The 22,177-nt window shown below is 70.5% G+C and carries 20 protein-coding genes; 12 read left to right on the top strand and 8 right to left on the bottom strand.

Going from position 1 to position 22,177, the window contains the following annotated elements; translation table 11 throughout:
• Positions 1-127 precede the first annotated feature (127 nt).
• The 7 genes from ACFZDJ_RS43400 to ACFZDJ_RS43430 all read left to right on the top strand — a co-directional run bounded on the left by ACFZDJ_RS43400 (position 128) and on the right by ACFZDJ_RS43430 (position 5,444).
• Complete coding sequence (locus ACFZDJ_RS43400) at positions 128-1,249, top strand: SchA/CurD-like domain-containing protein (RefSeq protein WP_168513809.1); 1,122 nt, start codon at positions 128-130, stop codon at positions 1,247-1,249.
• A 69-nt stretch (positions 1,250-1,318) separates the two neighbouring features.
• Entirely contained in the window at positions 1,319-1,801 is a 483-nt protein-coding gene (locus ACFZDJ_RS43405; RefSeq protein ID WP_054232643.1) for a cupin domain-containing protein, read from the top strand.
• Positions 1,798-3,066 (top strand): beta-ketoacyl synthase, encoded by a 1,269-nt coding sequence (locus ACFZDJ_RS43410; RefSeq protein ID WP_075030274.1) that lies wholly within the window; start codon positions 1,798-1,800, stop codon positions 3,064-3,066. Before ACFZDJ_RS43405 ends, ACFZDJ_RS43410 begins: the two co-directional genes overlap by 4 nt.
• Positions 3,063-4,319: a beta-ketoacyl synthase N-terminal-like domain-containing protein gene (locus ACFZDJ_RS43415; protein WP_390936777.1), complete on the top strand. Its 1,257-nt coding sequence runs from the start codon at positions 3,063-3,065 to the stop codon at positions 4,317-4,319. The genes ACFZDJ_RS43410 and ACFZDJ_RS43415 overlap by 4 nt, the downstream gene beginning before the upstream one ends.
• A gap of 26 nt (positions 4,320-4,345) precedes the next feature.
• Positions 4,346-4,606 carry a phosphopantetheine-binding protein gene (locus ACFZDJ_RS43420; RefSeq protein ID WP_054232640.1) on the top strand — a complete coding sequence of 87 codons (261 nt, stop codon included), beginning with the start codon at positions 4,346-4,348 and terminating at the stop codon, positions 4,604-4,606.
• A 2-nt stretch (positions 4,607-4,608) separates the two neighbouring features.
• Positions 4,609-5,085, top strand: a complete 477-nt coding sequence (locus ACFZDJ_RS43425) for an SRPBCC family protein (protein ID WP_101402260.1) — start codon at positions 4,609-4,611, stop codon at positions 5,083-5,085.
• Positions 5,086-5,111: 26 nt separating this feature from the next.
• Complete coding sequence (locus ACFZDJ_RS43430; protein ID WP_054232638.1) at positions 5,112-5,444, top strand: TcmI family type II polyketide cyclase; 333 nt, start codon at positions 5,112-5,114, stop codon at positions 5,442-5,444.
• Between the two features lie 94 nt (positions 5,445-5,538).
• Here ACFZDJ_RS43430 and ACFZDJ_RS43435 read toward each other — a convergent pair whose 3' ends face one another.
• The 3 genes from ACFZDJ_RS43435 to ACFZDJ_RS43445 form a co-directional block, all read right to left on the bottom strand.
• Positions 5,539-6,594 carry a methyltransferase gene (locus tag ACFZDJ_RS43435; RefSeq protein WP_390936780.1) on the bottom strand — a complete coding sequence of 352 codons (1,056 nt, stop codon included), beginning with the start codon at positions 6,592-6,594 and terminating at the stop codon, positions 5,539-5,541.
• A gap of 42 nt (positions 6,595-6,636) precedes the next feature.
• A complete protein-coding gene (locus ACFZDJ_RS43440) occupies positions 6,637-7,698 on the bottom strand; it encodes a right-handed parallel beta-helix repeat-containing protein (RefSeq protein WP_391067589.1) in 1,062 nt (353 codons plus the stop codon).
• A gap of 187 nt (positions 7,699-7,885) precedes the next feature.
• Complete coding sequence (locus tag ACFZDJ_RS43445; RefSeq protein WP_390936784.1) at positions 7,886-10,105, bottom strand: NADP-dependent isocitrate dehydrogenase; 2,220 nt, start codon at positions 10,103-10,105, stop codon at positions 7,886-7,888.
• Between the two features lie 299 nt (positions 10,106-10,404).
• Here ACFZDJ_RS43445 and ACFZDJ_RS43450 point away from each other — a divergent pair, with 299 nt between their 5' ends.
• Positions 10,405-10,800 carry a hypothetical protein gene (locus tag ACFZDJ_RS43450; protein WP_391067592.1) on the top strand — a complete coding sequence of 132 codons (396 nt, stop codon included), beginning with the start codon at positions 10,405-10,407 and terminating at the stop codon, positions 10,798-10,800.
• A 67-nt stretch (positions 10,801-10,867) separates the two neighbouring features.
• On the opposite strand, the gene ACFZDJ_RS43455 is transcribed toward ACFZDJ_RS43450, so the two are convergent.
• The 3 genes from ACFZDJ_RS43455 to ACFZDJ_RS43465 all read right to left on the bottom strand — a co-directional run bounded on the left by ACFZDJ_RS43455 (position 10,868) and on the right by ACFZDJ_RS43465 (position 14,105).
• Entirely contained in the window at positions 10,868-11,953 is a 1,086-nt protein-coding gene (locus ACFZDJ_RS43455; RefSeq protein WP_390936788.1) for a mechanosensitive ion channel domain-containing protein, read from the bottom strand.
• 309 nt (positions 11,954-12,262) lie between these two features.
• Positions 12,263-13,027: a crotonase/enoyl-CoA hydratase family protein gene (locus ACFZDJ_RS43460; protein WP_390936790.1), complete on the bottom strand. Its 765-nt coding sequence runs from the start codon at positions 13,025-13,027 to the stop codon at positions 12,263-12,265.
• Positions 13,028-13,121: 94 nt separating this feature from the next.
• A complete protein-coding gene (locus ACFZDJ_RS43465; RefSeq protein ID WP_391067595.1) occupies positions 13,122-14,105 on the bottom strand; it encodes a lysylphosphatidylglycerol synthase domain-containing protein in 984 nt (327 codons plus the stop codon).
• Positions 14,106-14,357: 252 nt separating this feature from the next.
• On the opposite strand from ACFZDJ_RS43465, the gene ACFZDJ_RS43470 reads away from it, so the two are divergent.
• Positions 14,358-16,349 (top strand): ABC transporter transmembrane domain-containing protein, encoded by a 1,992-nt coding sequence (locus ACFZDJ_RS43470; protein ID WP_391067820.1) that lies wholly within the window; start codon positions 14,358-14,360, stop codon positions 16,347-16,349.
• A 64-nt stretch (positions 16,350-16,413) separates the two neighbouring features.
• Here ACFZDJ_RS43470 and ACFZDJ_RS43475 read toward each other — a convergent pair whose 3' ends face one another.
• Positions 16,414-18,807: an MMPL family transporter gene (locus ACFZDJ_RS43475; protein ID WP_391067598.1), complete on the bottom strand. Its 2,394-nt coding sequence runs from the start codon at positions 18,805-18,807 to the stop codon at positions 16,414-16,416.
• 101 nt (positions 18,808-18,908) lie between these two features.
• On the opposite strand from ACFZDJ_RS43475, the gene ACFZDJ_RS43480 reads away from it, so the two are divergent.
• Positions 18,909-19,544, top strand: coding sequence for a TetR/AcrR family transcriptional regulator (locus tag ACFZDJ_RS43480; protein ID WP_384912741.1), 636 nt, complete (start codon positions 18,909-18,911; stop codon positions 19,542-19,544).
• 27 nt (positions 19,545-19,571) lie between these two features.
• Here the strand turns inward: ACFZDJ_RS43480 and ACFZDJ_RS43485 are convergent, their stop codons facing one another.
• Entirely contained in the window at positions 19,572-19,652 is an 81-nt protein-coding gene (locus ACFZDJ_RS43485) for a hypothetical protein (protein WP_391067823.1), read from the bottom strand.
• Positions 19,653-19,904: 252 nt separating this feature from the next.
• Between ACFZDJ_RS43485 and ACFZDJ_RS43490 the strand changes: the two genes are divergently transcribed.
• Positions 19,905-20,375, top strand: coding sequence for a hypothetical protein (locus tag ACFZDJ_RS43490; protein ID WP_390936798.1), 471 nt, complete (start codon positions 19,905-19,907; stop codon positions 20,373-20,375).
• Between the two features lie 774 nt (positions 20,376-21,149).
• Entirely contained in the window at positions 21,150-22,166 is a 1,017-nt protein-coding gene (locus tag ACFZDJ_RS43495) for an isocitrate/isopropylmalate family dehydrogenase (protein WP_391067826.1), read from the top strand.
• Positions 22,167-22,177: the final 11 nt, after the last annotated feature.

Consider the following 22,177-nt stretch of genomic DNA (forward strand, 5'->3'; position numbering starts at 1 on the left):
CACTCGTCCGCACCGGCGGGCTCGCGCGCCTCGAAGGTCGCGTCAACGATCGGCACATGGCGACCCCGGTCTTTGGGACACGGCGGTCGTTCCTGACCTTCCGTGAAGAAGAGAAGAGGTGTGCCGGATGACTACTTCGGGACGTATATCGCAATCGGCGTTCGACGGCTCCAGGCTTCGGGTGATCCTGCTGCTGGACCTGTACGAAGGCGCCCAGGAGCAGTTCCTCGATGCATACGAGCACATGCGCAATCAGGTCGCGTCCGTCCCCGGACACCTCAGCGACCAGCTCTGCCAGTCGATCGAGAACCCCTCGCAGTGGCTCATCACCAGCGAATGGGAGAGCGCCCCGCCCTTCCTCGCCTGGGTGAACAGCGAGGAGCACGTCGAGACGGTCCGGCCGATGCACAACTGCGTCCGGGACACCCGCTCGATGCGCTACAGCATCCTTCGGGAGACCAGCCCTGCCCAGCCGCACGGCCAGAAGTCGGCCAAGGCGGGTATGCAGGTCGAGGCCCGGGTGGGCGAAGGTGTGGCACGCCATGCACTCACCTTCACCGTCAAGCCGGGCACCGAGTCGAAGGTCGCGGAGATCCTCGCCGGGTACGAGTCCCCCCAGGCCCAGGTCGACGACACCACGCGGCTGCGGCGCACCTCCCTCTTCATGCACGGCAACCGTGTCGTGCGTGCGGTGGAGGTGGAGGGCGACCTCATGGCGGCACTGCGTCACGTCGCCCGTCAGCCCGAGGTACGGGCGGTCGAGGAGGCCATCAACCCGTACCTGGAGCAGGACCGGGACCTGAGGGACCCCGACTCGGCGCGGGTCTTCTTCACCCGGGCCGCGCTGCCGTCCGTGCACCATGTGACGTCCGGCCGCAAGGCACCCGAGGACGTGCGCCGCCACGCGCTCTACTACCCGGCCAAGCCAGGCTGCGGGATGGAGCTGGCCAGGTTGCTCGCCCACCAGGACGAGGCCGCGGCGGAGGACCCGAAGAGCCCGGTGTACCGGAGCACGGTCTTCCAGCGGGACGACATCGTGGTGCGTCTCATCGACGTGACGGGCGAGCTGGACGTGGACCCCGTCGCCGCGCTCGGAGTCAAGGGCGCGAAGAAGGCCGCGGAGCTGGAGCGTCTCCTCGACGGTGCCGCGATCGGTGTCGAGGGCTCCCTGGAGACGGAACGCAACATCAACCGCCTCCTGTCGCACGTCGACATGATGCCCGTCACCGACCGCTCGGCGGATTCCTGACAGAGGGCCGCGGCTCCGTCCGCGGCCCTCCGTCCCCGGACGTCACTGCCCCACCCGGAGGTATCAAGCATGTTCAAGAAGCATCCACGCATCGTGGACCTGAGCGAGACGGAACCCAACCGCAGGCGCGGAGGCGACATCCGGGCCATGCTCACGCCCGCCACGGCGGGGTCCACCAGCGGCTTCATGGGCCTGGCCCTCATCCAGCCCGGCGAGCGCATCGGTGAGCACTACCACCCGTACTCCGAGGAGTTCGTGTACGTCGTCAACGGCGCCCTCGAAGTGGACCTGGACGGCGACAGCTTCGCCCTGCGGCCCGATCAGGGTCTGCTGATCCCGATCAACATGCGGCACCGCTTCCGCAACGTCGGCGACACGGAAGCCCGCATGGTCTTCCACCTGGGCCCGCTCGCTCCGCGTCCGAGCCTCGGCCACGTCGACACGGAGGTGACCGACGACACCGCGCCCGGCCCCGAGTTCGCCACCGCCGGGGCGGACCTGTCCGCGCCGGACCACGGACAGCCGTCCGAGCGAAGTGGGGCCATAAAGTGACCCGGCGGGTGGCCGTCACCGGTATCGGTGTGGTCGCTCCGGGCGGCACCGGGGCGACGGCGTTCTGGGACCTCCTGTCCAACGGCCGCACAGCGACCCGCGGCATCTCGCTGTTCGACCCGGCGGGCCTGCGTTCCCGCATAGCCGCCGAATGCGACTTCGACCCGCTCGCGCACGGCCTCGACCCGGAGCTGAGTGAACACGCCGACCGGTACATCCAGTTCGCGGTGGTCGCGGCCGGGGAAGCCGTCCGCGACTCCGGACTCGACACCGGCAAGGAGGACCCCTGGCGGGTCGCGGTCTCCCTGGGCAGCGCCGTCGGCGGCACCACCCGCCTGGAACACGACTATGTCCAGGTCAGCGAAAGGGGCCGGCGGTGGGACGTGGACCACCGCGCGGCCGACCCGCAGCTGCACCTGGCGTTCTCGCCCAGCACGCTGGCCTCGGTCGTCGCCGAGGAGTTCGGTGCCCAGGGACCGGTGCAGACCGTCTCCACCGGCTGCACCTCCGGACTCGACGCGGTCGGCTACGCCTTCCACACCATCGAGGAGGGCCGGGCGGACGTCTGCATAGCCGGGGCGTCGGACTCTCCGATATCCCCGATCACCATGGCCTGCTTCGACGCCATCAAGGCCACCTCACCCGACAACGACGACCCCGAGCACGCCTCCCGGCCCTTCGACGCCCACCGCAACGGTTTCGTCATGGGCGAGGGCGGCGCGGTACTGGTCCTGGAGGAGTACGAGCACGCCCGAGCCCGTGGCGCGCACATCTACTGCGAGATAAGCGGCTACGCCACCTACGGCAACGCCTACCACATGACCGGTCTGACCAGTGAGGGGCTGGAGATGGCCCGGGCGATCGACACCACGCTCGACCAGGCCCGCCTCGACCCCACCCTGATCGACTACGTCAACGCGCACGGCTCGGGCACTCGACAGAACGACCGGCACGAGACCGCCGCGGTCAAGCGGTCCCTGGGCGAGCACGCCTACAAGACGCCCATGAGCTCCATCAAGTCCATGGTGGGGCACTCGCTGGGCGCGATCGGCGCGATAGAGGTCGTCGCCTGCGTCCTCGCCCTGAAGCACCAAGTGGTGCCGCCCACGGCGAACTACGAAACTCCCGACCCCGAGTGCGACTTGGACTACGTGCCGCGCACCGCACGCCCGCGGAAGCTGAACAACGTGCTCTCCGTGGGCAGCGGATTCGGCGGATTCCAGTCCGCGGTGCTCCTGACCGGGCCGGGTGGGAGGAACCGATGACCACTCAGCGCACTCAGCGCCCCCGGCGCGCGGCCATCACCGGCATCGGTGTGATCGCGCCCAACGGACTGCGCGCCGACGCGTACTGGAAGTCCGTCAGAGAAGGCCTCGTCGTCCTGGACCGGATCACCCGCGAGGGATGCGAGCACCTGCCGCTCCGTATCGCGGGCGAGGTCCGGGCCTTCGACGCCGCGGCCCTCATCGAGGAGCGGTTCCTCGTCCAGACGGACCGCTTCAGCCACTTCGCGATGGCAGCGACCGTGCTCGCCCTCGACGACGCCGGCCTCGGCCACGGTGACCCCGCGGACCCGTACGACATCGGCGTGATCACCGCCGCCGGATCAGGTGGCGGCGAGTTCGGACAGCGCGAGCTCCAGAAGCTGTGGGGCCAGGGATCCCGGTACGTGGGCCCGTACCAGTCCATCGCCTGGTTCTACGCCGCCAGCACCGGCCAGATCTCCATCCGGGGCGGCTTCAAGGGGCCCTGTGGAGTGGTCGCGAGCGACGAGGCGGGTGGCCTGGACTCCATCGCGCTCGCCGCCCGGGGTGTACGGCGCGGCACCGGCGCGGTGGTCGTCGGATCCGCGGAGGCCCCCCTCGCCCCGTACTCGATGGTGTGCCAGCTCGGATACCCCGAGATCAGCACCGCCGAGGATCCCGGTCAGGCCTATCGGCCCTTCACCGCGGGAGCGTGCGGTTTCGCTCCCGCGGAGGGGGGAGCCATGCTCGTCGTGGAGGACGAGACCCGCGCCCGTGAGCGCGGGGCGGCCGTCCGGGCCATTGTGGCCGGCCATGGGGCCACGTTCACCGGAGCCTCCCGATGGGAGCGGTCCAGAGAGGGTCTCGCCCACGCCATCCGTGGCGCCCTCGACGAGGCCGGCTGCGCTCCGGAGGAGATCGACGTCGTGTTCGCCGACGCCCTGGGCGTTCCGGAGGCGGACCGCGCCGAAGCCCTGGCCATTGCCGACGCCCTCGGTAAGCACGGCACCCGCGTCCCCGTCACGGCGCCCAAGACGGGCATCGGGCGGGCCTACTGCGGGGCACCCGTGCTGGACACCGCGGCCGCGGTGCTCGCCATGGAGAACGGCCAGGTACCCCCCACCCCCAACGTGTTCGACATCTGCCACGACCTCGACCTGGTGATGTCGAGCGCTCGCCCCGCCGAGCTGCAGACGGCCCTGGTCCTCAGCAGGGGACTGATGGGCTCCAACGCGGCGCTGGTAGTGCGCCGCGGCGGCGACTCCGCCCGATAGGACCGGGCGGGAAGGAGAACAGACTCATGATCACCACCGAAGTGACCCTCATCGAACTGGCCTCGCTGATGAAGAAGGCGGCCGGAGTCTCCGTCGACCCCGAGGACCTCGAGAAGTCGTCGGACTCCCCGTTCGGCACCCTCGGCCTCGACTCCCTCGGCCTGCTCGGCATCGTCGGTGAGCTGGAGAACCGGTACAGCCAGCCGCTGCCCCCCGACGCCGAGCGCTGCAAGACCCCCCGTGAGTTCCTCGACCTCGTCAACAACACCCTCAAGGCTGGAGCCTGAAAGTGGCAGGACACACCGAGAACAGCATCACCATCGACGCCCCTCTCGACCTCGTCTGGGACGTGACCAACGACATCGAGAACTGGCCGCAGCTCTTCAGCGAGTACGCGTCGCTGGAGGTGCTCTCCCGCGACGGCGACACGACGAAGTTCCGCCTGACCATGCACCCGGACGAGAACGGCAAGGTCTGGAGCTGGGTCTCGGAGCGGACCGTGGACCGTGCCAGGCGGACGGTCCGCGCCCGCCGCGTCGAGACGGGCCCCTTCGATCACATGAACATCCGGTGGGAGTACGAGGAGACCCCCGAGGGCACCCACATGCACTGGGTGCAGGACTTCGCGATGAAGCCCGAGGCCCCGGTCGACGACGCCTGGATGACCGACAACATCAACCGCAACTCCCGCGTCCAGATGGAGCTCATCCGGGACCGGATCGAGAAGGTCGCCCGCGACCGTCAGAACGCGCCGTTGCCCGGCTGACAGCCGGAGCCCAGGAAGGACATCCGATGCACCACGCCCTCATCGTCGCGCGCATGGCGCCCGACTCGGCCCCGGCGATCGCCGATGTGTTCGCCGCCTCCGACCGCGGTGAACTCCCGCACCTGATCGGCGTCAAGCGGCGCAGCCTCTTCCAGTTCGGTGATGTGTACATGCACCTCATCGAAGCCGACAAGGACCCGGCGCCCGCCATCGCGAAGGTGGTCGGGCACCCCGAGTTCCGGAGCGTCAGCGAGCAGCTGTCGGCGTACGTCAGCGCGTACGACCCGCAGACGTGGCGCAGCCCCAAGGACGCCATGGCCCAGTGCTTCTACCGCTGGGAGCGGGACGCCGTCTCCTGAGGCGAACGCCCGGACACAACCCGAGGCCGCCGACCCCGCGATGAACGCGGAGCCGGCGGCCTCGGGTTTTTCCCGGTGCGCCGGGAAGGCCGGATCAGCTGAGGATCGTGCACTCGAAGGCGTGCAGATACGCGTTGACCGGACGGAACTCGTCGATGACGAGCCCCGCGTCCGTCAGCCGGTCGACCATGCTCTGCCGGGTGTGCTTCGCACCGCCGACATTGAGGAGCAGCAGCAGGTCCATGGCCGTGGTGAACCGCATCGACGGGGTGTCGTCGACGAGGTTCTCGATGACGACGACGCGGGCACCGGGCCGCGCCGCCTTGCGGACGTTGGCCAGCGCCCTGCGGGTGCTGTCGTCGTCCCACTCCAGGATGTTCTTGATGATGTACAGGTCCGCCTGGACCGGGATGTCCTCACGGCAGTCCCCGGCCACGATGCGCACCCGCTCGGCCAGCGAACCGCCGCCGCGCAGCCGGGGATCGGCGTTCTCCACCACTCCCGGCAGGTCGAGCAGCGTGCCGTGCATCCCGGGGTGCTTCTCCAGCAGGCTGACCAGGACCTGGCCCTGACCGCCGCCGATGTCCGCGACCGAGGACACCCCTCGCAGATCGAGAAGGTTCGCCACGTCCCGCGCCGACTGCTCGCTGGACGTCGTCATGGCCCGGTTGAACACGTACGCCGACTCCGGGGCCTCTTCGTTGAGGTAGTCGAAGAACTCCCGCTCGTACACGTCCTCGAAGACGTTCCGGCCGGAGCGCACCGCCTCGTCGAGCTTCGGCCAGACGTTCCAGGTCCACGGCTCGGTGCACCACAGGGCGATGTAGCGGAGGCTGTGCGGGTCGTCCTCGCGCAGCAGCCGGGACATCTCCGTGTGTTCGAAGGTGCCGTCCGGGAGTTCGGTGAAGACCCCCTGGCAGGACAGCGCGCGCAGCAGCCGCCGCAGGGTCTTCGGCTGGGCCTTCACCGTCGCCGCCAGGTCCTCCACGCGCATGGGCGTGTCGCCCAGGGCGTCCGCCACGCCGAGGCGGGCGGCCGCGCGTACGGCGGCGGCGCACGCCGCTCCGAAGGCGAGCTCCCGCAGCCGCATGGACGGCGGAGGGGGAGCCGGATCGACCGTGGTCGGGGGAGCCGGATCAACAGTGGTCATGGTCGTGCCTCGCTTCTGGGGTCGTGCTGGTGGGGGGAGAGGTCAGCACAGTCCGGCGGGCTCGGAGTGTGCACAGGTGTTGCCGTGGAAGGTGTTGCCCTTGCCCTTGACGCGATCGCGGTTGGCGAGGTCGGCCTTACCGTTGCGCTGCGCCACGTTGTCGCGGATCTCGTTGCGCTCGTTGACGGCGCCCACGAAGCTCTTGTAGAGCACGATGCCGCCGGACAGCGGGGAGGTGCCCACGTTGTCCTCGACCCTGTTCTCCGCCACCAGTGTCTTCTCGGCGCCGGTGAGGACGATTCCGGAGCCCTGCAGGAAGGGCAGGCGGGGGGTCTTGGGGCAGTACTTGTTGTTGGCGTGGACGTAGTTGCGGACCACGCTCAGCGCCCCGACGCGCGGCTTGTTCTCGTCGCCCACGACGAACACCGCGGCGCAGTTGCCGGTCGCCTCGTTGTGGTCGACGGTCAGGTTCCGCAGCCGTCGGACCGTGACGCCGATCCGGTTGCCGGCCAGAAGGTTGTGACTGACAACCGTCCCCAGGGTGTCCCGGGCGCCCTCCTCGGTGCTGACCGTGTTGGACAGGAACAGTCCGGCGTCGCCGTTGTTCCGGGCGACGTTGTAGCGGAACACCCCGCGCACGGAGCGCTCCTGGGCGATGCCCCACTGGCCGTTCTTCTCGGCGACCACTCCCTGGACCGTCAGCCGGTCGGTGCCCGACGCCCACAGGCCCTGCTTGGCGAAGCCTCTGAGGGTCAGTGAGCTGACGGTGACGCCCTTGACGCGCTTTTTGTCCGTTCCGGTGACACAGATCCCGTTGCCGGCCTTGGCGCAGCTGTCGGAGGCCTTGCCCGGCTCGATGACGGTGGAGCGCGCACCGTAGCCGCGCAGCGTCAGGTTCGACACCGTGACGCGGACGCTCTCGTGGTAGGTGCCGGGGGAGAGGACGACGGTGTCCCCCGGGTGTGCGGAATTCACGGCCTTCTGGATCGACCCGCCGGGTTTGACCCAGAGCACCGTCCGGTGCTCGGCCGACGGGGCGGCACCCAGCACCGACGCTGTGACGGCTGCGGTGCAGGCGAGGGAGGCCATCTGTCGTTTCGTCATATGCCGAAGCTAAGAGCGGGTGTTCCGGCCCGCCACCGCTGATCACCCAGGTGGACCGCCGATGTCACCTGCCTGCGCGCGTAAGGGTGAGCCGTCGGGGGCAGAGGCGTCGGCGGACACGCGACCGCCCCGGCCGGAGAGCCCGGCCGGGGCGGTGCGGTGGTGACGCATGGGCGCCGACGGTGTGTCAGGCGAGGGTCGCGAGCGTCGCGTTCCAGGTGGCCGAGGGGCGCATGACGGTCGCGGCCTTGGCCGGGTCGGGCTGGTAGTAGCCGCCGATGTCGGCGGGCTTGCCCTGGACCGCGAGCAGCTCGTCGACGATCGTCCGCTCCTGCGCGGTCAGCGTCTCGGCGAGCGGGGCGAACGCCTTGGCGAGGTCCGCGTCGTCGGTCTGCTTGGCCAACTCCTGCGCCCAGTACAGGCCCAGGTAGAAGTGGCTGCCGCGGTTGTCGATGCCGCCGACGCGACGGGTCGGCGACTTGTCCTCGTTGAGGAAGGTCGCCGTCGCGCGGTCGAGGGTGTCGGCGAGCACCTGGGCGCGCGCGTTGCCCGTGCTCTGCGCGAGGTGCTCGAAACTGGCCGCGAGGGCGAAGAACTCGCCCAGGCTGTCCCAACGGAGGTAGTTCTCCTTGACCAGCTGCTGGACGTGCTTCGGGGCGGAGCCGCCGGCACCCGTCTCGAAGAGGCCGCCACCCGCCATCAGCGGAACCACCGAGAGCATCTTGGCGCTGGTGCCCAGCTCCAGGATCGGGAACAGGTCGGTCAGGTAGTCACGCAGGACGTTGCCGGTGACCGAGATGGTGTTCAGGCCCTTGCGGATGCGCTCCAGGGAGAACTTCGTCGCCTCGACCGGGGACAGGATCTTGATCTCCAGGCCCTCGGTGTCGTGCTCCGGCAGGTACGCGTTGATCTTCTCGATCAGCTGCGCGTCGTGGGCGCGGGTCTCGTCCAGCCAGAACACCGCCGGGTCGCCGGTGGCGCGGGCGCGGGTGACGGCCAGCTTCACCCAGTCCCTGATCGGGTCGTCCTTGGTCTGGCAGGCGCGGAAGATGTCGCCCGCGCCGACGGCCTGCTCCAGGACCACGTTGCCGGCCTGGTCGACGAGGCGGACCGTGCCGGTGGTGGGGATCTCGAAGGTCTTGTCGTGGCTGCCGTACTCCTCGGCCTTCTGCGCCATCAGACCGACGTTCGGCACCGAGCCCATGGTGGACGGGTCGAAGGCGCCGTGGGCGCGGCAGTCGTCGATGACGACCTGGTAGACGCCGGAGTAGCTGCTGTCCGGGAGGACGGCGAGGGTGTCGGCCTCCTGGCCGTCCGGGCCCCACATGTGGCCGGAGGTGCGGATCATCGCCGGCATGGAGGCGTCGACGATCACGTCGGAGGGGACGTGCAGGTTGGTGATGCCCTTGTCCGAGTCGACCATCGCGAGGGCCGGGCCCTCGGCGAGCTCGGCGTCGAAGGACGCCTTGATCTCGGCGCCCTCGGGCAGCGCCTCGAGGCCCTTGAAGATGCCGCCCAGACCGTCGTTCGGGGTCAGACCGGCGGCGGCGAACGTCTCGCCGTACTTCGCGAACGTCTTGGGGAAGAAGGCGCGTACGACGTGGCCGAAGACGATCGGGTCGGAGACCTTCATCATCGTGGCCTTGAGGTGCACGGAGAACAGCACGTCCTCGGCCTTGGCCCGGGCGATCTGCGCCGTGAGGAACTCGCGCAGCGGCGCGACGTGCATGACGGACGCGTCGACGACCTCGCCCGCGAGGACGGGTACGGACTCGCGCAGCACGGTGGTGGAGCCGTCGTCGCCCGCCAGCTCGATCCGGAGCGAGCCCGCCTCGGAGATCACCGCGGACTTCTCGGTGGAGCGGAAGTCGTCGGCGCCCATGGTGGCGACGTTGGTCTTGGACTCGGGGGTCCAGGCGCCCATGCGGTGCGGGTGGGTCTTGGCGTAGTTCTTGACCGACGCGGGGGCGCGGCGGTCGGAGTTGCCCTCGCGCAGGACCGGGTTCACGGCGGAGCCCTTGACCTTGTCGTAACGGGCGCGGATGTCGCGCTCCTCGTCCGACTTCGGGTCGTCCGGGTAGGCCGGAAGCGCGTAGCCCTGCTCCTGGAGCTCGGCGACCGCGGCCTTCAGCTGCGGGATCGAGGCCGAGACGTTCGGCAGCTTGATGATGTTGGCCTCGGGCGTCTTGGCCAGGTCACCGAGCTCGGCGAGGGCGTCGGGAACGCGCTGGCCCTCCTCGAGGAACTCGGGGAAGAGCGCGAGGATGCGCCCGGCCAGCGAGATGTCACGGGTCTCCACAGTGACACCCGCCTGCGAGGCGTACGCCTGGACGACCGGCAGGAACGAATACGTCGCCAGGGCCGGGGCCTCGTCAGTGTGCGTGTAAATGATGGTCGAGTCAGTCACCGGGTGCTCCGCTCCACGTCTGCAACATTGCTCGACATCAAGATATCTCGTGAACGACCCCGGCTCGACAGGGGTCCGCCCGCCATCGCCGTGAACAGGAAATGGCGCGCCGCAGGCAACCGCCCTCAGCGCTCTCCCATTCCTGCTGGACGAACGCCCACCTGACCACCTCGTCCTTGCGACCGAAAGCGAACCATGAGATATCGCACGAGAGTGACGGCCCCGGCAGCCGCGCTGATCGGCACGGCCGCGGCGCTCACCGCGGGGACCTCGGCGGCGAAGGCCCAGACCCCGGTCTTATGGGGTGGGGGCACCCCCGGCGCGGAGACCCTGCCCGATCCCGATCCCGATCCCGCGTCTTCCCGGCTCTCGGCAACGACGGCTACCACGTCACCGCGTACCACCTCGACTTCTCCTACGACGCGACGACCCGCCTGGTCGACGCCACCGCGACCCTCACCCTGCGCGCGACCCAGGACCTCTCCCACTTCTCGCTCGACGCGTTCGGTCTGGACATCCGTTCCGTGCGGGTCGGCGGCCGCGCGGCGATATTCGAACAAACGGGCGAAAAGCTGCGGGTCACCCCGGCGCGCCCTCTGCGGGAGCACGCCCGGGTGACCGTCCGCGTCGAGTACTCCCTCTCGCCGCGCAACCGCGAGCCCGGCCACTACCCCGACTCGACCGCCACCCTCTGACAGCTCACGGGCCGGCCCTGACAGCACACGGACCAGGGAGGCGGGCGGGGCTCGCCCCCGCCCCGCTCTACCTCCTCGACGTGACCTCGCGCTGGTGCGGGATGCCCGCCTCCAGCAGCTCGGCCCCGCCCGGCTGCAGCGCCACCGTCCGCGTGGGCGCCGGGATCCGGATGCCCTCGTCCCGGTACCGCTTGTGCAGGCGCTTGATGAACTCGTGCTTGATCCGGTACTGGTCGCTGAACTCCCCGACGCCGAGGATGACGCTGAAGCTGATGCGGGAGTCGCCGAAGGTGTGGAAGCGGACGGCGGGCTCGTGGTCCGGGACGGCGCCGGTGATCTCGGTCATCGTCTCGGCGACGACCTCGGTGGTCACGCGCTCGACGTGCTCCAGGTCGCTGTCGTAGCCGACGCCGACCTGGACGATGAGGGTCATCTGCTGCTCGGGGCGGTTGAAGTTGGTCATGTTGGTGCCCGCGAGCTGCGCGTTGGGGATGATGACCAGGTTGTTGGAGAGCTGACGGACCGTCGTGTTCCGCCAGTTGATGTCCACGACGTAGCCCTCCTCGCCGCTGCTGAGGCGGATGTAGTCGCCGGGCTGGACCGTCTTCGAGGCGAGGATGTGGACGCCCGCGAAGAGGTTGGCGAGGGTGTCCTGAAGGGCGAGCGCCACCGCGAGACCGCCCACACCCAGGGCCGTGAGCAGCGGGGCTATGGAGATGCCCAGCGTCTGCAGCATGACGAGGAAGCCCATCGCCAGCACCACGACCCGGGTGATGTTGACGAAGATGGTGGCTGAACCCGCGACACCCGAGCGGGACTGGGCCAGCGACCGGACGAGGCCGGTGATGACCCGGGCCGCGGTCAGGGTCGCGACGAAGATGAGGACGACGGTCAGGACCCTGTTGACGTTGCGTCCGACCGGAGCCGTCAGCGGAAGCACCGCGCCCGCCGCCGAGACGCCCGCGGCGATCGCTCCCCAGGGGACGAGCGTGCGCAGCGCGTCGACGATGAAGTCGTCACCGCTCCACCGGGTGCGCGAGGCGTGCTTGCCGAGCCAGCGCAGCAGTATGCGCAGCAGGAACGCGGCCAGCAGACCCGCCACCACGGGGATCCCGGCCATCATCAGGTCGTCCAGTGTGAGGGAGTGTTTCACCGGCCGCCTCCCGTGCGACGGAGGGGAAGGCCCGCGGGCCGGATGTGCTGTGTCGTCACTTGCCACCTGCTCGAATCCGGGAATGCACGATCACGCCCGGATGTGTGTTCGTCGTCCGGGGTGATCTCTCATCCTGCCGTACTCGCGGGTACGTCCGTTACCGGGCCCACACGTCTCCGGCACACCTGCCGACCACACCTGCCGACCCGTCACCAGGGTCTCGGCCGGGGCCGATTCGGTCGAGACCGACCCGATCGAGACCGACCCGATCGAGCCGACGGGCCGCGACACAGCACAGGCACCGGCCCGCTACCTCGCCGTGAACGAGCCGTGCCGCCCGGCTCCCGACGCGAAGCGGGCGGCCCCCTCCATGCCCTCGGCCAACACGTCCATGCCGTGACGGAGTTCGACGCGCATGGCCGCCTCCTCGACCAGGCCCTCCTGGTCGAGGACCGACGCGCGGTCGCTGCGCAGACAGGACTGCGGGAAGTCGGCGATGGCCGCGGCGAGTTCCTCGGCCTCGGCCCGGGCGCGGCCGGTCGGGACGAGCCGGTTGGCGAGGCCCATCTCGTACGCCTCGGCGGCCGGGACCGCGCGGCCGGTGAGGATCATGTCCATCGCACGGCTGGCGCCGATGAGGCGGGGGAGCCGTACGGTGCCGCCGTCGATGAGCGGGACGCCCCAGCGGCGACAGAAGACGCCGAATACGGCGTCCTGCTCGGCGACCCGTAGATCGCACCAGAGCGCCAGTTCCAGGCCGCCCGCCACGGCATGCCCCGCGACCGCCGCGATGACCGGTTTGGACAGCCGCAGCCGAGTGGGACCCATCGGCCCGTCACCGTCCTGCGCGACCCTGTTGCCGTGCTCGGTGCCGATCGTCTTGAGGTCCGCGCCGGCGCAGAACGTGCCGCCCTCGCCCCAGAGCACCGCCACCCGGGCCGTCTCGTCCGCCTCGAACTCCCGGAAGGCGTCGGCGAGTTCGGCGGCGGTCGGCCCGTCCACGGCGTTGCGGGCGGCGGGGCGGGAGAGGACGACCGTGGTGACGTACCCCTGGCGTTCGATCCGGACCGACATCGTGGTGTCTCCTTCTCGCGGCCGTGTACGCCTTCTCCTGAGCGGCGTACGGGGAGGCTACTCCGGAGCTGCCGGCGGCGCGGATCCGTGCCGCTCAGATCACCTTCAGACGGACCAGTGCCCCCAGCGTCAGCGCCCCGGGCAGCAGCGGCACCCACACCGTGATGATCCGGTAGGCCAGCACGACCGCCGTCGCCACGGCCACCGGGCCGCCCGCCGCCACCAGCGCGACGATCAGCGCGGCCTCCACCGAACCGATGCCGCCCGGCGTGGGCACCATCGCGACGGCCGCCGTCGCCGCCAGATACGCGAGCGCCATGTGCAGGGGCGGCACCGCCAGGTTCATCGCCTGACCGACCGCGGTCAGCCCGGCGGCCTGCAGCAGCGGGAAGGCGAGCGATCCGCCCCACAGGGCGAGCGCGCGTGCCGGACGGGAGTGCACGGAGCGGGCCTCGCCGAGCGCGGTGCGCAGGAACGAGAACACGGCCCTGCGCAGCCGTCGTACGAGAAGAAGCGTGGCCACCGCGGCCAGCAGGACCGCTCCCGCGGCGAGCAGCAAGGGGCCGATCGTGCCTGAGGGGAGAAGGGGTCCGATGTGCAGGGCTCCGGGGAACGCGATGAGCAGGCCCACCAGGAGGGTGAGCCGTGCGATCGACTCCGCGAGCATGTAGAGCGCGAGCGCGGCGGAGGAGCGGGCGAGCGGGACGCCGCACACGGTCATGAAGCGCAGATTGACCGCGCTGGCACCGAGACCGGTCGGCAGCAGGTGGTTGGCCGCGCCCGCGGCGAACTGGGTGGCGAGCAGCCGGCGCGCGGGCAGGCGCTGCACGACCGAGCCCTGCCGGGCGGAGGCCGCGGCGACCCAGGTCAGGCAGGTCGCGGCGGCGGCGGCCAGCAGCCACGGCCATTCGGCCGAGCGCAGATGGCCGAAGCCCTCCATGAGGACGGACCGATGCCGCGCCGCGACGACCAGGACGAGGGCGAGCGGGATCAGGCACAGGACCGACCTGAGCGGGAAGCGTCGGGATCCTTGGGGGAACCCCTGGGGAAGCTTCTGGGGAAGTCGAACCGCTGTCACATCGGGAGAGGTTCTCCACGCCGCGCCAACGGGGGGTTGCGGGCGCGCGTCCGGCGGCTGACGTGCCGGGCAAGGTGCGGGAGGGGGCGTCGCCGTCGTGGGTGCCGTCATGGATTCCTTACTATGTTCTTCGCTGTGTTCTGCGACGCGTTCCCCGGTGTGTTCCCGCGCGCTTTCCGTCGTGTGCGTGGACTTTGTCCAGGAAACATTGACCTCAACGATGCTTGAGGTCCTACGGTCACTCCCATGAGCATGGAGAGCACAGCCTGGACCCAGCTGTACAGCGTCATGAACGCGCAGCAGGAGCGTCGTCCCTTCGCCCGCGCGACCCTGCGTCGCATCGCCGCCTTCGCCCGTCCGCATCGCCGCCGTATCGGCCAGTTCGTGGTTCTCAGCGTGCTGACCGCGCTGCTGGCCGTCGCGACGCCGGTGCTCGCGGGGCGCGTCGTGGACGCCATCGTGTCCGGCGGCGACGAAGCCACCGTCATCCGCCTTGCCGTGCTCATCGCACTCATCGCGCTCGCCGAGGCGGCGCTCGGGCTCCTCGGCCGCTGGCTGTCGGCGACGCTCGGCGAGGGGCTCATCCTCGATCTGCGGACGGCTGTGTTCGATCATGTGCAGCGCATGCCGGTCGCGTTCTTCACACGTACCCGTACGGGCGCGCTGGTCAGCCGACTCAACAACGACGTGATCGGCGCCCAACGCGCCTTCAGCAACACACTGTCGGGAGTCGTCAGCAATCTCGTCACCCTGCTGCTCACCCTCGCCGTCATGCTCACCCTGTCCTGGCAGATCACCCTGCTCGCGCTGGTGCTGCTGCCGGTGTTCGTGGTGCCCGCGCGGCGGACGGGCAGCCGGATGGCACGTCTGCAACGGGAGGCGGCGAACCTGAACGCGTCGATGGGCACCCGGATGACCGAGCGGTTCTCCGCGCCCGGCGCCACGCTCATCAAGCTCTTCGGACGGCCCGAGGACGAGTCCGCGGAGTTCGCGGCGCGGGCCCGGCGGGTGCGGGACATCGGGGTGCGTACGGCGATGGCGCAGTCGGCGTTCATCACGGCCCTCACGCTGGTCTCCGCCCTGGCCCTCGCGCTCGTGTACGGGCTCGGCGGCTGGTTCGCGCTGCGCGGCAGCCTGGAGCCGGGCGCCGTCGTCTCACTGGCGCTGCTGCTGACCCGCCTGTACGCGCCGCTCACCTCGCTCGCCGGGGCGCGCGTCGAGGTCATGAGCGCCCTGGTGAGTTTCGAGCGCGTCTTCGAGGTGCTCGACCTCAAGCCGCTCATCGAGGAGAAGCCGGACGCCCGTACGGTCCCGGAAGGCCCGGCGGCCGTGGAGTTCCAGGACGTCCGCTTCGCCTACCCCTCCGCCGACAAGGTCTCCCTCGCCTCCCTGGAGGAGGTCGCCGCCCTCGACACCCGGGGCGGCGCCGAGGTCCTGCACGGCGTGTCCTTCCGCGCCGAGCCCGGCCAGACCGTCGCCCTCGTCGGCTCCTCCGGCGCCGGCAAGTCGACCATCGCCCAACTGCTGCCGCGCCTGTACGACACCGACGAGGGCACCGTCCGCATCGGCGGCGTCGACGTCCGCGACCTGAGCGCCGAGTCGATGCGCGCGACCCTCGGCATGGTCACCCAGGACGGTCACCTCTTCCACGACTCGGTACGCGCCAACCTGCTCCTGGCCCGTCCCTCCGCGACGGAGGACGACCTGTGGGACGTACTGCGCAGGTCCCGTCTCGAAGACCTCGTACGCTCCCTGCCCGACGGTCTCGACACCGTGGTCGGCGAGCGCGGCTACCGTCTCTCCGGCGGCGAGCGCCAGCGCATGACCATCGCCCGACTGCTCCTCGCCCGCCAGCGTGTCGTCATCCTCGACGAGGCCACCGCCCATCTGGACAACACCTCGGAGGCGGCCGTCCAGGAGGCGCTCACCGAGGCGCTGGAAGGGCGTACGGCCGTGGTGATCGCGCACCGGCTGTCCACCGTCCGGACCGCCGACGTGATCCTCGTGGTGGAGGCCGGGCGGATCGTGGAGCGGGGCACGCACGAGGAGTTGCTCACGGCGGAGGGCCGGTACGCGGAGCTGTACCGCACTCAGTTCAAGAAGGACCGCGAAATCACGAAGGACCGGGAGGTCAGCGAGGACCGCGATGTCAGCAAGCACCGCGAAGTCGGCGAGGACCGGGAGGTCAGCGAGGACCGGGACGGCGTGGCGGAGATCGTTGTCGCGGGGGAGGCGATCCCGTAGGGCCGTCGGCCGACGCTCCGCCCCGCCGGATCACCGGATCCGGCGGGGCGGAGGTGAGGTGTCGTCAGTCGGCCGTCGACGGGGTGGCCGACGCCCTCGCGCCTTCGGCGTCGTCCGCCCCGGTACGGGGTCCGGGCGCGGTTTCCGGTAGGGCCGCGGCGTGCGCGTGGTCGAGCCGGTCGCCCTCGATGTCGAGGTCGGGAAGGCGGCGCTCCAGCCACTTCGGCAGCCACCAGGCCGCGTGCCGGGTCAGTGCCAGGACGGCCGGGACGAAGGTCATCCGGATGACGAACGCGTCGAGCAGGACACCGGCGGCGAGTGCGAAGGCGATCTGTTTGAGCATCGTGCTGTCGGAGGTGAGGAAGGCGGCGAAGACCGAGGTCATGATCAGGGCCGCGGCCGTCACGACGCGGCCGCTGTGCCGCGCGCCGCTGTGCACCGCGCCCAGCGGATTCCCGGTGCGGAGGTAGGACTCCCGCATCCTCGAGACGAGGAAGACCTCGTAGTCCATCGCGAGGCCGAACAGCACGGCCAGCAGGATGATCGGCAGGAAGCTGCTGACCGGTCCGGTGGTGTCCATACCGATCAGGTTGCCGAGATGGCCCAGTTGGAAGACGCCGACCGCCGCGCCGAGGGTCGCCGCGATGGAGAGAAGGAAGCCCGCTGCGGCCTTGAGGGGCACCACCAGTGAGCGGAAGACCAGGAGCAGCAGGAGCAGCGACAGCCCGATCACGACGGTGGCGAAGGGGATCAGTGCCGAGTTCAGCTTCGCGGCGACGTCGACGCTCACGGCCGTGCTGCCGGTGACCTGGACGGTGGCGCCGGTGTCCCGCAGGATCGCGGCCCGGTCGTCGCGGATGGTGTTCACCAGGGTCTTGGTCGCCGGGTCGCTGGGCGCGCTGTCCGGTATCACCTGGATGAGCGCGGTGTGCGTGGCCGGATTGGCCACGGGCTTGCCGACGGTGGCCACGTCGGGCAGCGCGCCGATGGCGGCGGCGACCCGCTGGGCGGCCGTGGTGGGGTCGGAGCTGTGGCCGGTGTCGGCCAACACGAGGAGCGGGCCGTTGAAACCGGGCCCGAGCTTCTCGCCGACCTCGTCGAAGGCGACGCGCTGTGAGGAGGAGCTGGGCGCGGTGCCGTTGTCGGGCAGGGCGAGGCGCATGTCGTGGGCGGGCCAGGCCAGCGCGCCGAGGGAGGCCACCACCGCGACCAGGGTCAGCAGGGGACGGCGGGTGACCAGCCGGAACCAGCGCTCGGCGGCGTTGGCGGCCGACCCCACGACGTGCTCGCCGGTATGGCTCGAGGGGCGCTCACCGGTACGGCTCACGCCGTTGTCGGCAGTACCGCTCGCGCCGTTCTCCCCGGAACCGCTCACGCCGTTCGCGCCGGTGGCGTTCTCGCCCACACCGCCGATGGCGCGCTCGCGGCGCGTCGCGCGGGAGCCCGGCCTGGGCGTCAGGCGCGTACCGGCGAAGCCGAGGATCGCGGGCAGCAGTGTGGTCGCGACCAGTACGGCGATCAGCACCGCACCGGCGGCCGCCAGTCCCATGGCCGTCAGATAGGGGATGCCGACCACGGTGAGGCCGGTCATCGCGATGACCACGGTCAGTCCGGCGAACACCACGGCACTGCCCGCCGTGCCCACCGCCAGGGCGGCCGACTCCTCCGGCTCCATGCCGTGGGCGAGGTGGAACCGGTGGCGGCTGACGATGAACAGGGCGTAGTCGATGCCGACCGCGAGCCCGATCATCAGGGCCAGGCTCTGCGCGGTCGAGGAGATCGAGACGGTCCCGGTGAGCGACAGCGCGCCGAAGATGGCCGTGGCGACGCCGAAGAGCGCCGTGACGACGGGGATTCCGGCGGTCAGCAGGGAGCCGAAGGTCAGAGTGAGGATGACCAGGGCGACGCCGATGCCGATGATGTCGCTGCTGTGGGACTCCGACGGGGCGTTGCCGAACGCGGAGCCGCCGACGTCGACGCGCATGCCCTGCTGGTTCGCCCCGGCCACGGCGGACTTGAGCGCGTCCAGCGCGTTCGGCTCCAACGCGCTCTGTGGGACCTCGTAGCGCACCTGTGCGACGGCGGTGGTGCCGTCGGCGGAGATGGTATGAGCGTCGAACGGGCTCACCACCTTGGCGACTTGGGGCGAGGAACCGGCCGCGTCCAGAGCGGCCCGGATACGGGCGCTGTCGGCCGGGTCGGTCACCTTCTGGCCGTCCGCCGCGGTGAACACGATCTGCGCGCTCGTGCCGGAGAAGGTGGGGAAGTCGGTCTTCATCCGGTCCAGGGCCCGCTGGGACTCGGAGCCGGGGATCGAGAAGGTGTTGTCGAGCTTGCCGGTGCCACCGAAGGCCGTCATGCAGACCACGGCGGCCGCGACCAGCGCCAACCACAGGGCCAGCATGCGTCGTCGGCGGCGGAAGGCGAGGCGCCCGAGGCGGTGGAGGAAGGCGGGCATGGCGCTCCAGGGTGAGAAAGCGGTCCCAAAAACTGGCAGTCCTGCCACAATAACAAAGTGGCAGGACTGCCAAATTTTTCCGGGGCTGCGATACTCGGGGTGTGGAGAGCGCGACAGAACCCGGACGCAGGGAACAGAACAAGCGGCGCACGCATGAGGCGCTGATCCACGCGGCGGCGCGGCTGTTCCAGGAAAACGGCTACGAGGCGACGACCGTGCGGGACATCGCCGCCGCCGCGGGCGTCGGGGAGCGGACCTTCTTCCGCTACTTCCCCTCCAAGGAGAGCCTGATCCTGCAGCACGTCCGGGACTTCATCCCGCTGTTGGAGGAGGCGATCCGGGCCCGCCCGCAGGGCGAATCTCCCCTCGCGGCCCTGCGCAACGCCGTCCTGGACCTCGCCGCTCGCGATGACTGGGCCGCCGGGATCCTCCTCGCCGGACCGCAGCCCCTGTCGACCGCTCCGTCCGGGCGCGGCGAGCGCTTCCTCCTGTTCGACCTGGAGGAAGCCGTCGCATCGGCGTTCCTGGACCGTATGACGGTGGACGGTGCCGACCCGGCCGCGCCGGAGAGCGTGCTGCGGGCGTCCGTCCTGGCCCGCGCGGGAGTGGGCGTGCTGCGCGCCCTGCGGCTCACCTACGCCCGCCTGCCGGAGGCGGCGCGCGACGAGATCGGTGTCCTCGACTTCGCCCACGCGGCCTTCGCGACGCTGACGGATGCGGAGGGGCGCACCTTGTAGGGGGCGACGCCGACGGCTCGGCGCCGTTCACGGGGTCTGGCTGAAGTGCGCGTCGACCACCCAGCTGGTGAACCGGTAGCCGGTGGAGGGGTGCGCGGCGACCGTCACCTTGCAGGGCGGCCGAGGTTCACCCGGTCACCTGTGGAAGGAACCCTTGGAGCACGACCGGCGGTGCGTCGGAAAAACAGCCGTCGGCCGGAGTGGGTCGGGTACCCGACCTCCCGGACGGGGCTGAGCGCAAGCCGCCGCAGCTCTACAATGGTGGCGTCTTCGTGCGGGTCCGAGGTGACTCACCGTGCCGTCAACTCCGCACATGACAGCACGGTCAGCCGCGGGCGGCGCAACAACCAGGACTCCAAGATGACACGTACGACTGAGGGCGGAGAGACCGGCAGCGTCTCGCCCGATGGCCCTCGGGTCTTCATCTCCTACGCGCACGAGGCCGGCGACGGTGCTCACGCGGACCGGGTGCGTGCGCTGTGGATCCTGCCGCGACGTCATGGCATCGACGCACGGTCGGACCGGCCGGCCGCGGAGCGGCCCCAGGACTGGGCCGCCTGGGTGCAGCGGGAGTTCGAGGCGGCCGACCATGTACTGACGATTGCCTCACCCGCCTACAAGCGACGCGCGGAAGGGGCGGAGGCCCCCGGAGTCGGAGCCTACGAGACGGAGCCCGCACTCGGTTCCCTCCCGCGGTTGCCGCCCCGGGACGCGCGGACCGCGCCGTCCGAGACCGAACGCGCACCCGTCCGGCACAACTTCAACGGACCGGCAGCTGTGCAGATCGGTCACCACAATCACCAGACCATCAACTTCAATTCCGCGCTGTAGCCCGGCATGACCCGCGGCACCGATGAGGGTGATGGCCCTTGGCGGGCGCTCGGAAGCAGCCGCGGAGCTGCTCCGTTTCCCTCGTCGCGGGGCGCAACGCCGATGCCGCGGCCGGCGCGTGCAGTTGATCCGGGGCCCGGGCATCGCCCCGGGCCATGAGCGCCCGGGCGGCCAGACGTCGGGCGGACTCCTCCACGTCGGTGTCCGCCGCGACGGCGAACAGCACGTCCGGCACGGAGTCCTCCTGGCGCCTCGCCGGTCCGGCGATCGCCCGGGACCGCAGGGGGCTGTACAGGTTTTCCCGCGTCGCCAGGTCCCGGAGGATGCCCGGCACAGTCCGGGGTTCGGCGGCTCCTGCTCACCGGCGGCGGGGAACACGGCCTGGTCGAGCTTCAGTTGGCCCGTCCGCAGGCCCGTCGCGATGCACTCCGCCGATCCCTGGAGGAGGCCGGGGCCGCCCAGGACGCCGCGTTGTTGAGGGCGGCTCGACGGTCGCTCGCACTGACCGATCAGGCCGGGAACCAGTCGGGCAAGTACCAGGTCGTGGCGACCGAGAACCGCGGGGTCCAGATCGGGGACGGCAACGGACAGAATCCGCCACGTGACGGGCCTGGGGCGGAGCTGAAAGATCGGCGCAAGGTCCGGCACACCGGGGTCCCGCGCTGGCTAGCGTGCAGGGACGGCCGTGGCGGGGCCCTCACGGAGCCGGGCGGCGTGCCCCCTGCCGGTCAACCGGGCCGGCGCCATCTTTTGCGGAGGTCACCCTTGAGGGTTGTGACGGTCCTGCCGGGCGACGGCATCGGTCCCGAGGTCGTCGAAGCCACCTTGAGCACGCTGGAGGCGCTGGACGCCCCGCTCTCCTTCGACGTGCTGGATCATGTGAACGCGTCCGCGTACCGGCGGAGCGGGCACGCGCTGACGGACGGGGACCTTGCACGGATCACCGCGGGCTCCGCGGTGCTGCTCGGTGCCTTCGGCGATCCCGCGCTGGAGGACACCGACTATGTGCGCAGTGTCCTGCTCAGACTCCGCCTGGAGTTCGACCTGTACGCCAACTACCGCCCCGCCAGACTGTGGCAGGATCGGCTCAGTCCCCTGCGCGACCCCTCGAAGCGGGCCGTCGACTGTGTGATCGTCCGCGAGAACACCGAGGGGCTGTACAGCGGCGTCGGCGGGGCCCTTCGCGTGGCGACCCCGTGGGAGACGGCGGTGGACGCCGACATCAGCACGTACCACGGTGTCTCCCGCATCATCGACTTCGCCTTCTCGGTGGCCGCGGAGAAGGTCTGCATGGTCGACAAGGCCAACGCGGTCCGCTCGGGCGGCGGCCTGTGGCAGCGCTGCTGGCGGGAGGCCGCCGAACGCCACCCGGACAAGCACGTCTCGCACCTGTATGTGGACGCCGCCGCGATGAAACTCGTCACGGACCCCACCGAGTTCGAGGTCGTCGTGACGAACAACTCCTACGGTGACATCCTCAGCGACCTCACGGCCGCCCTGGCGGGCGGTCTCGGTCTGGCCGCCTCGGCGAGTCTCAACCCGGAGACCGGCTTCGGCCTGTACGAGCCGGTCCACGGAACGGCCCCGGACATCGCGGGGAAGGGCATCGCCAACCCGCTGGCGACCGTCCTGACCGCGGCGCTGCTCTACGAGCGGCTGGAGCTGACCGCTGAGGCCGACGCCCTGCGCCGGGCCGTCACGGCCGCGATCGCCAAGGGACGCGTCACCCCGGACCTGGGCGGGGACCTGTCCACCCAGGAGGCGGCCGCGGCGGTCCGCGCCGAGCTGTGAGGACACAGGAC

Source organism: Streptomyces sp. NPDC007896, assembly GCF_042959425.1.
Taxonomy (GTDB): Bacteria; Actinomycetota; Actinomycetes; order Streptomycetales; family Streptomycetaceae; genus Streptomyces.

Coding starts and splice junctions, on each gene's coding strand:
- ACFZDJ_RS43400 (WP_168513809.1), top strand. CDS start 128: ATGACTACTTCGGGACGTATATCGCAATCGGCGTTCGACGGCTCCAGG.
- ACFZDJ_RS43405 (WP_054232643.1), top strand. CDS start 1,319: ATGTTCAAGAAGCATCCACGCATCGTGGACCTGAGCGAGACGGAACCC.
- ACFZDJ_RS43415 (WP_390936777.1), top strand. CDS start 3,063: ATGACCACTCAGCGCACTCAGCGCCCCCGGCGCGCGGCCATCACCGGC.
- ACFZDJ_RS43420 (WP_054232640.1), top strand. CDS start 4,346: ATGATCACCACCGAAGTGACCCTCATCGAACTGGCCTCGCTGATGAAG.
- ACFZDJ_RS43430 (WP_054232638.1), top strand. CDS start 5,112: ATGCACCACGCCCTCATCGTCGCGCGCATGGCGCCCGACTCGGCCCCG.
- ACFZDJ_RS43435 (WP_390936780.1), bottom strand. CDS start 6,594: ATGACCACTGTTGATCCGGCTCCCCCGACCACGGTCGATCCGGCTCCC.
- ACFZDJ_RS43440 (WP_391067589.1), bottom strand. CDS start 7,698: ATGACGAAACGACAGATGGCCTCCCTCGCCTGCACCGCAGCCGTCACA.
- ACFZDJ_RS43450 (WP_391067592.1), top strand. CDS start 10,405: ATGGGGTGGGGGCACCCCCGGCGCGGAGACCCTGCCCGATCCCGATCC.
- ACFZDJ_RS43460 (WP_390936790.1), bottom strand. CDS start 13,027: ATGTCGGTCCGGATCGAACGCCAGGGGTACGTCACCACGGTCGTCCTC.
- ACFZDJ_RS43470 (WP_391067820.1), top strand. CDS start 14,358: ATGGAGAGCACAGCCTGGACCCAGCTGTACAGCGTCATGAACGCGCAG.
- ACFZDJ_RS43475 (WP_391067598.1), bottom strand. CDS start 18,807: ATGCCCGCCTTCCTCCACCGCCTCGGGCGCCTCGCCTTCCGCCGCCGA.
- ACFZDJ_RS43490 (WP_390936798.1), top strand. CDS start 19,905: ATGACACGTACGACTGAGGGCGGAGAGACCGGCAGCGTCTCGCCCGAT.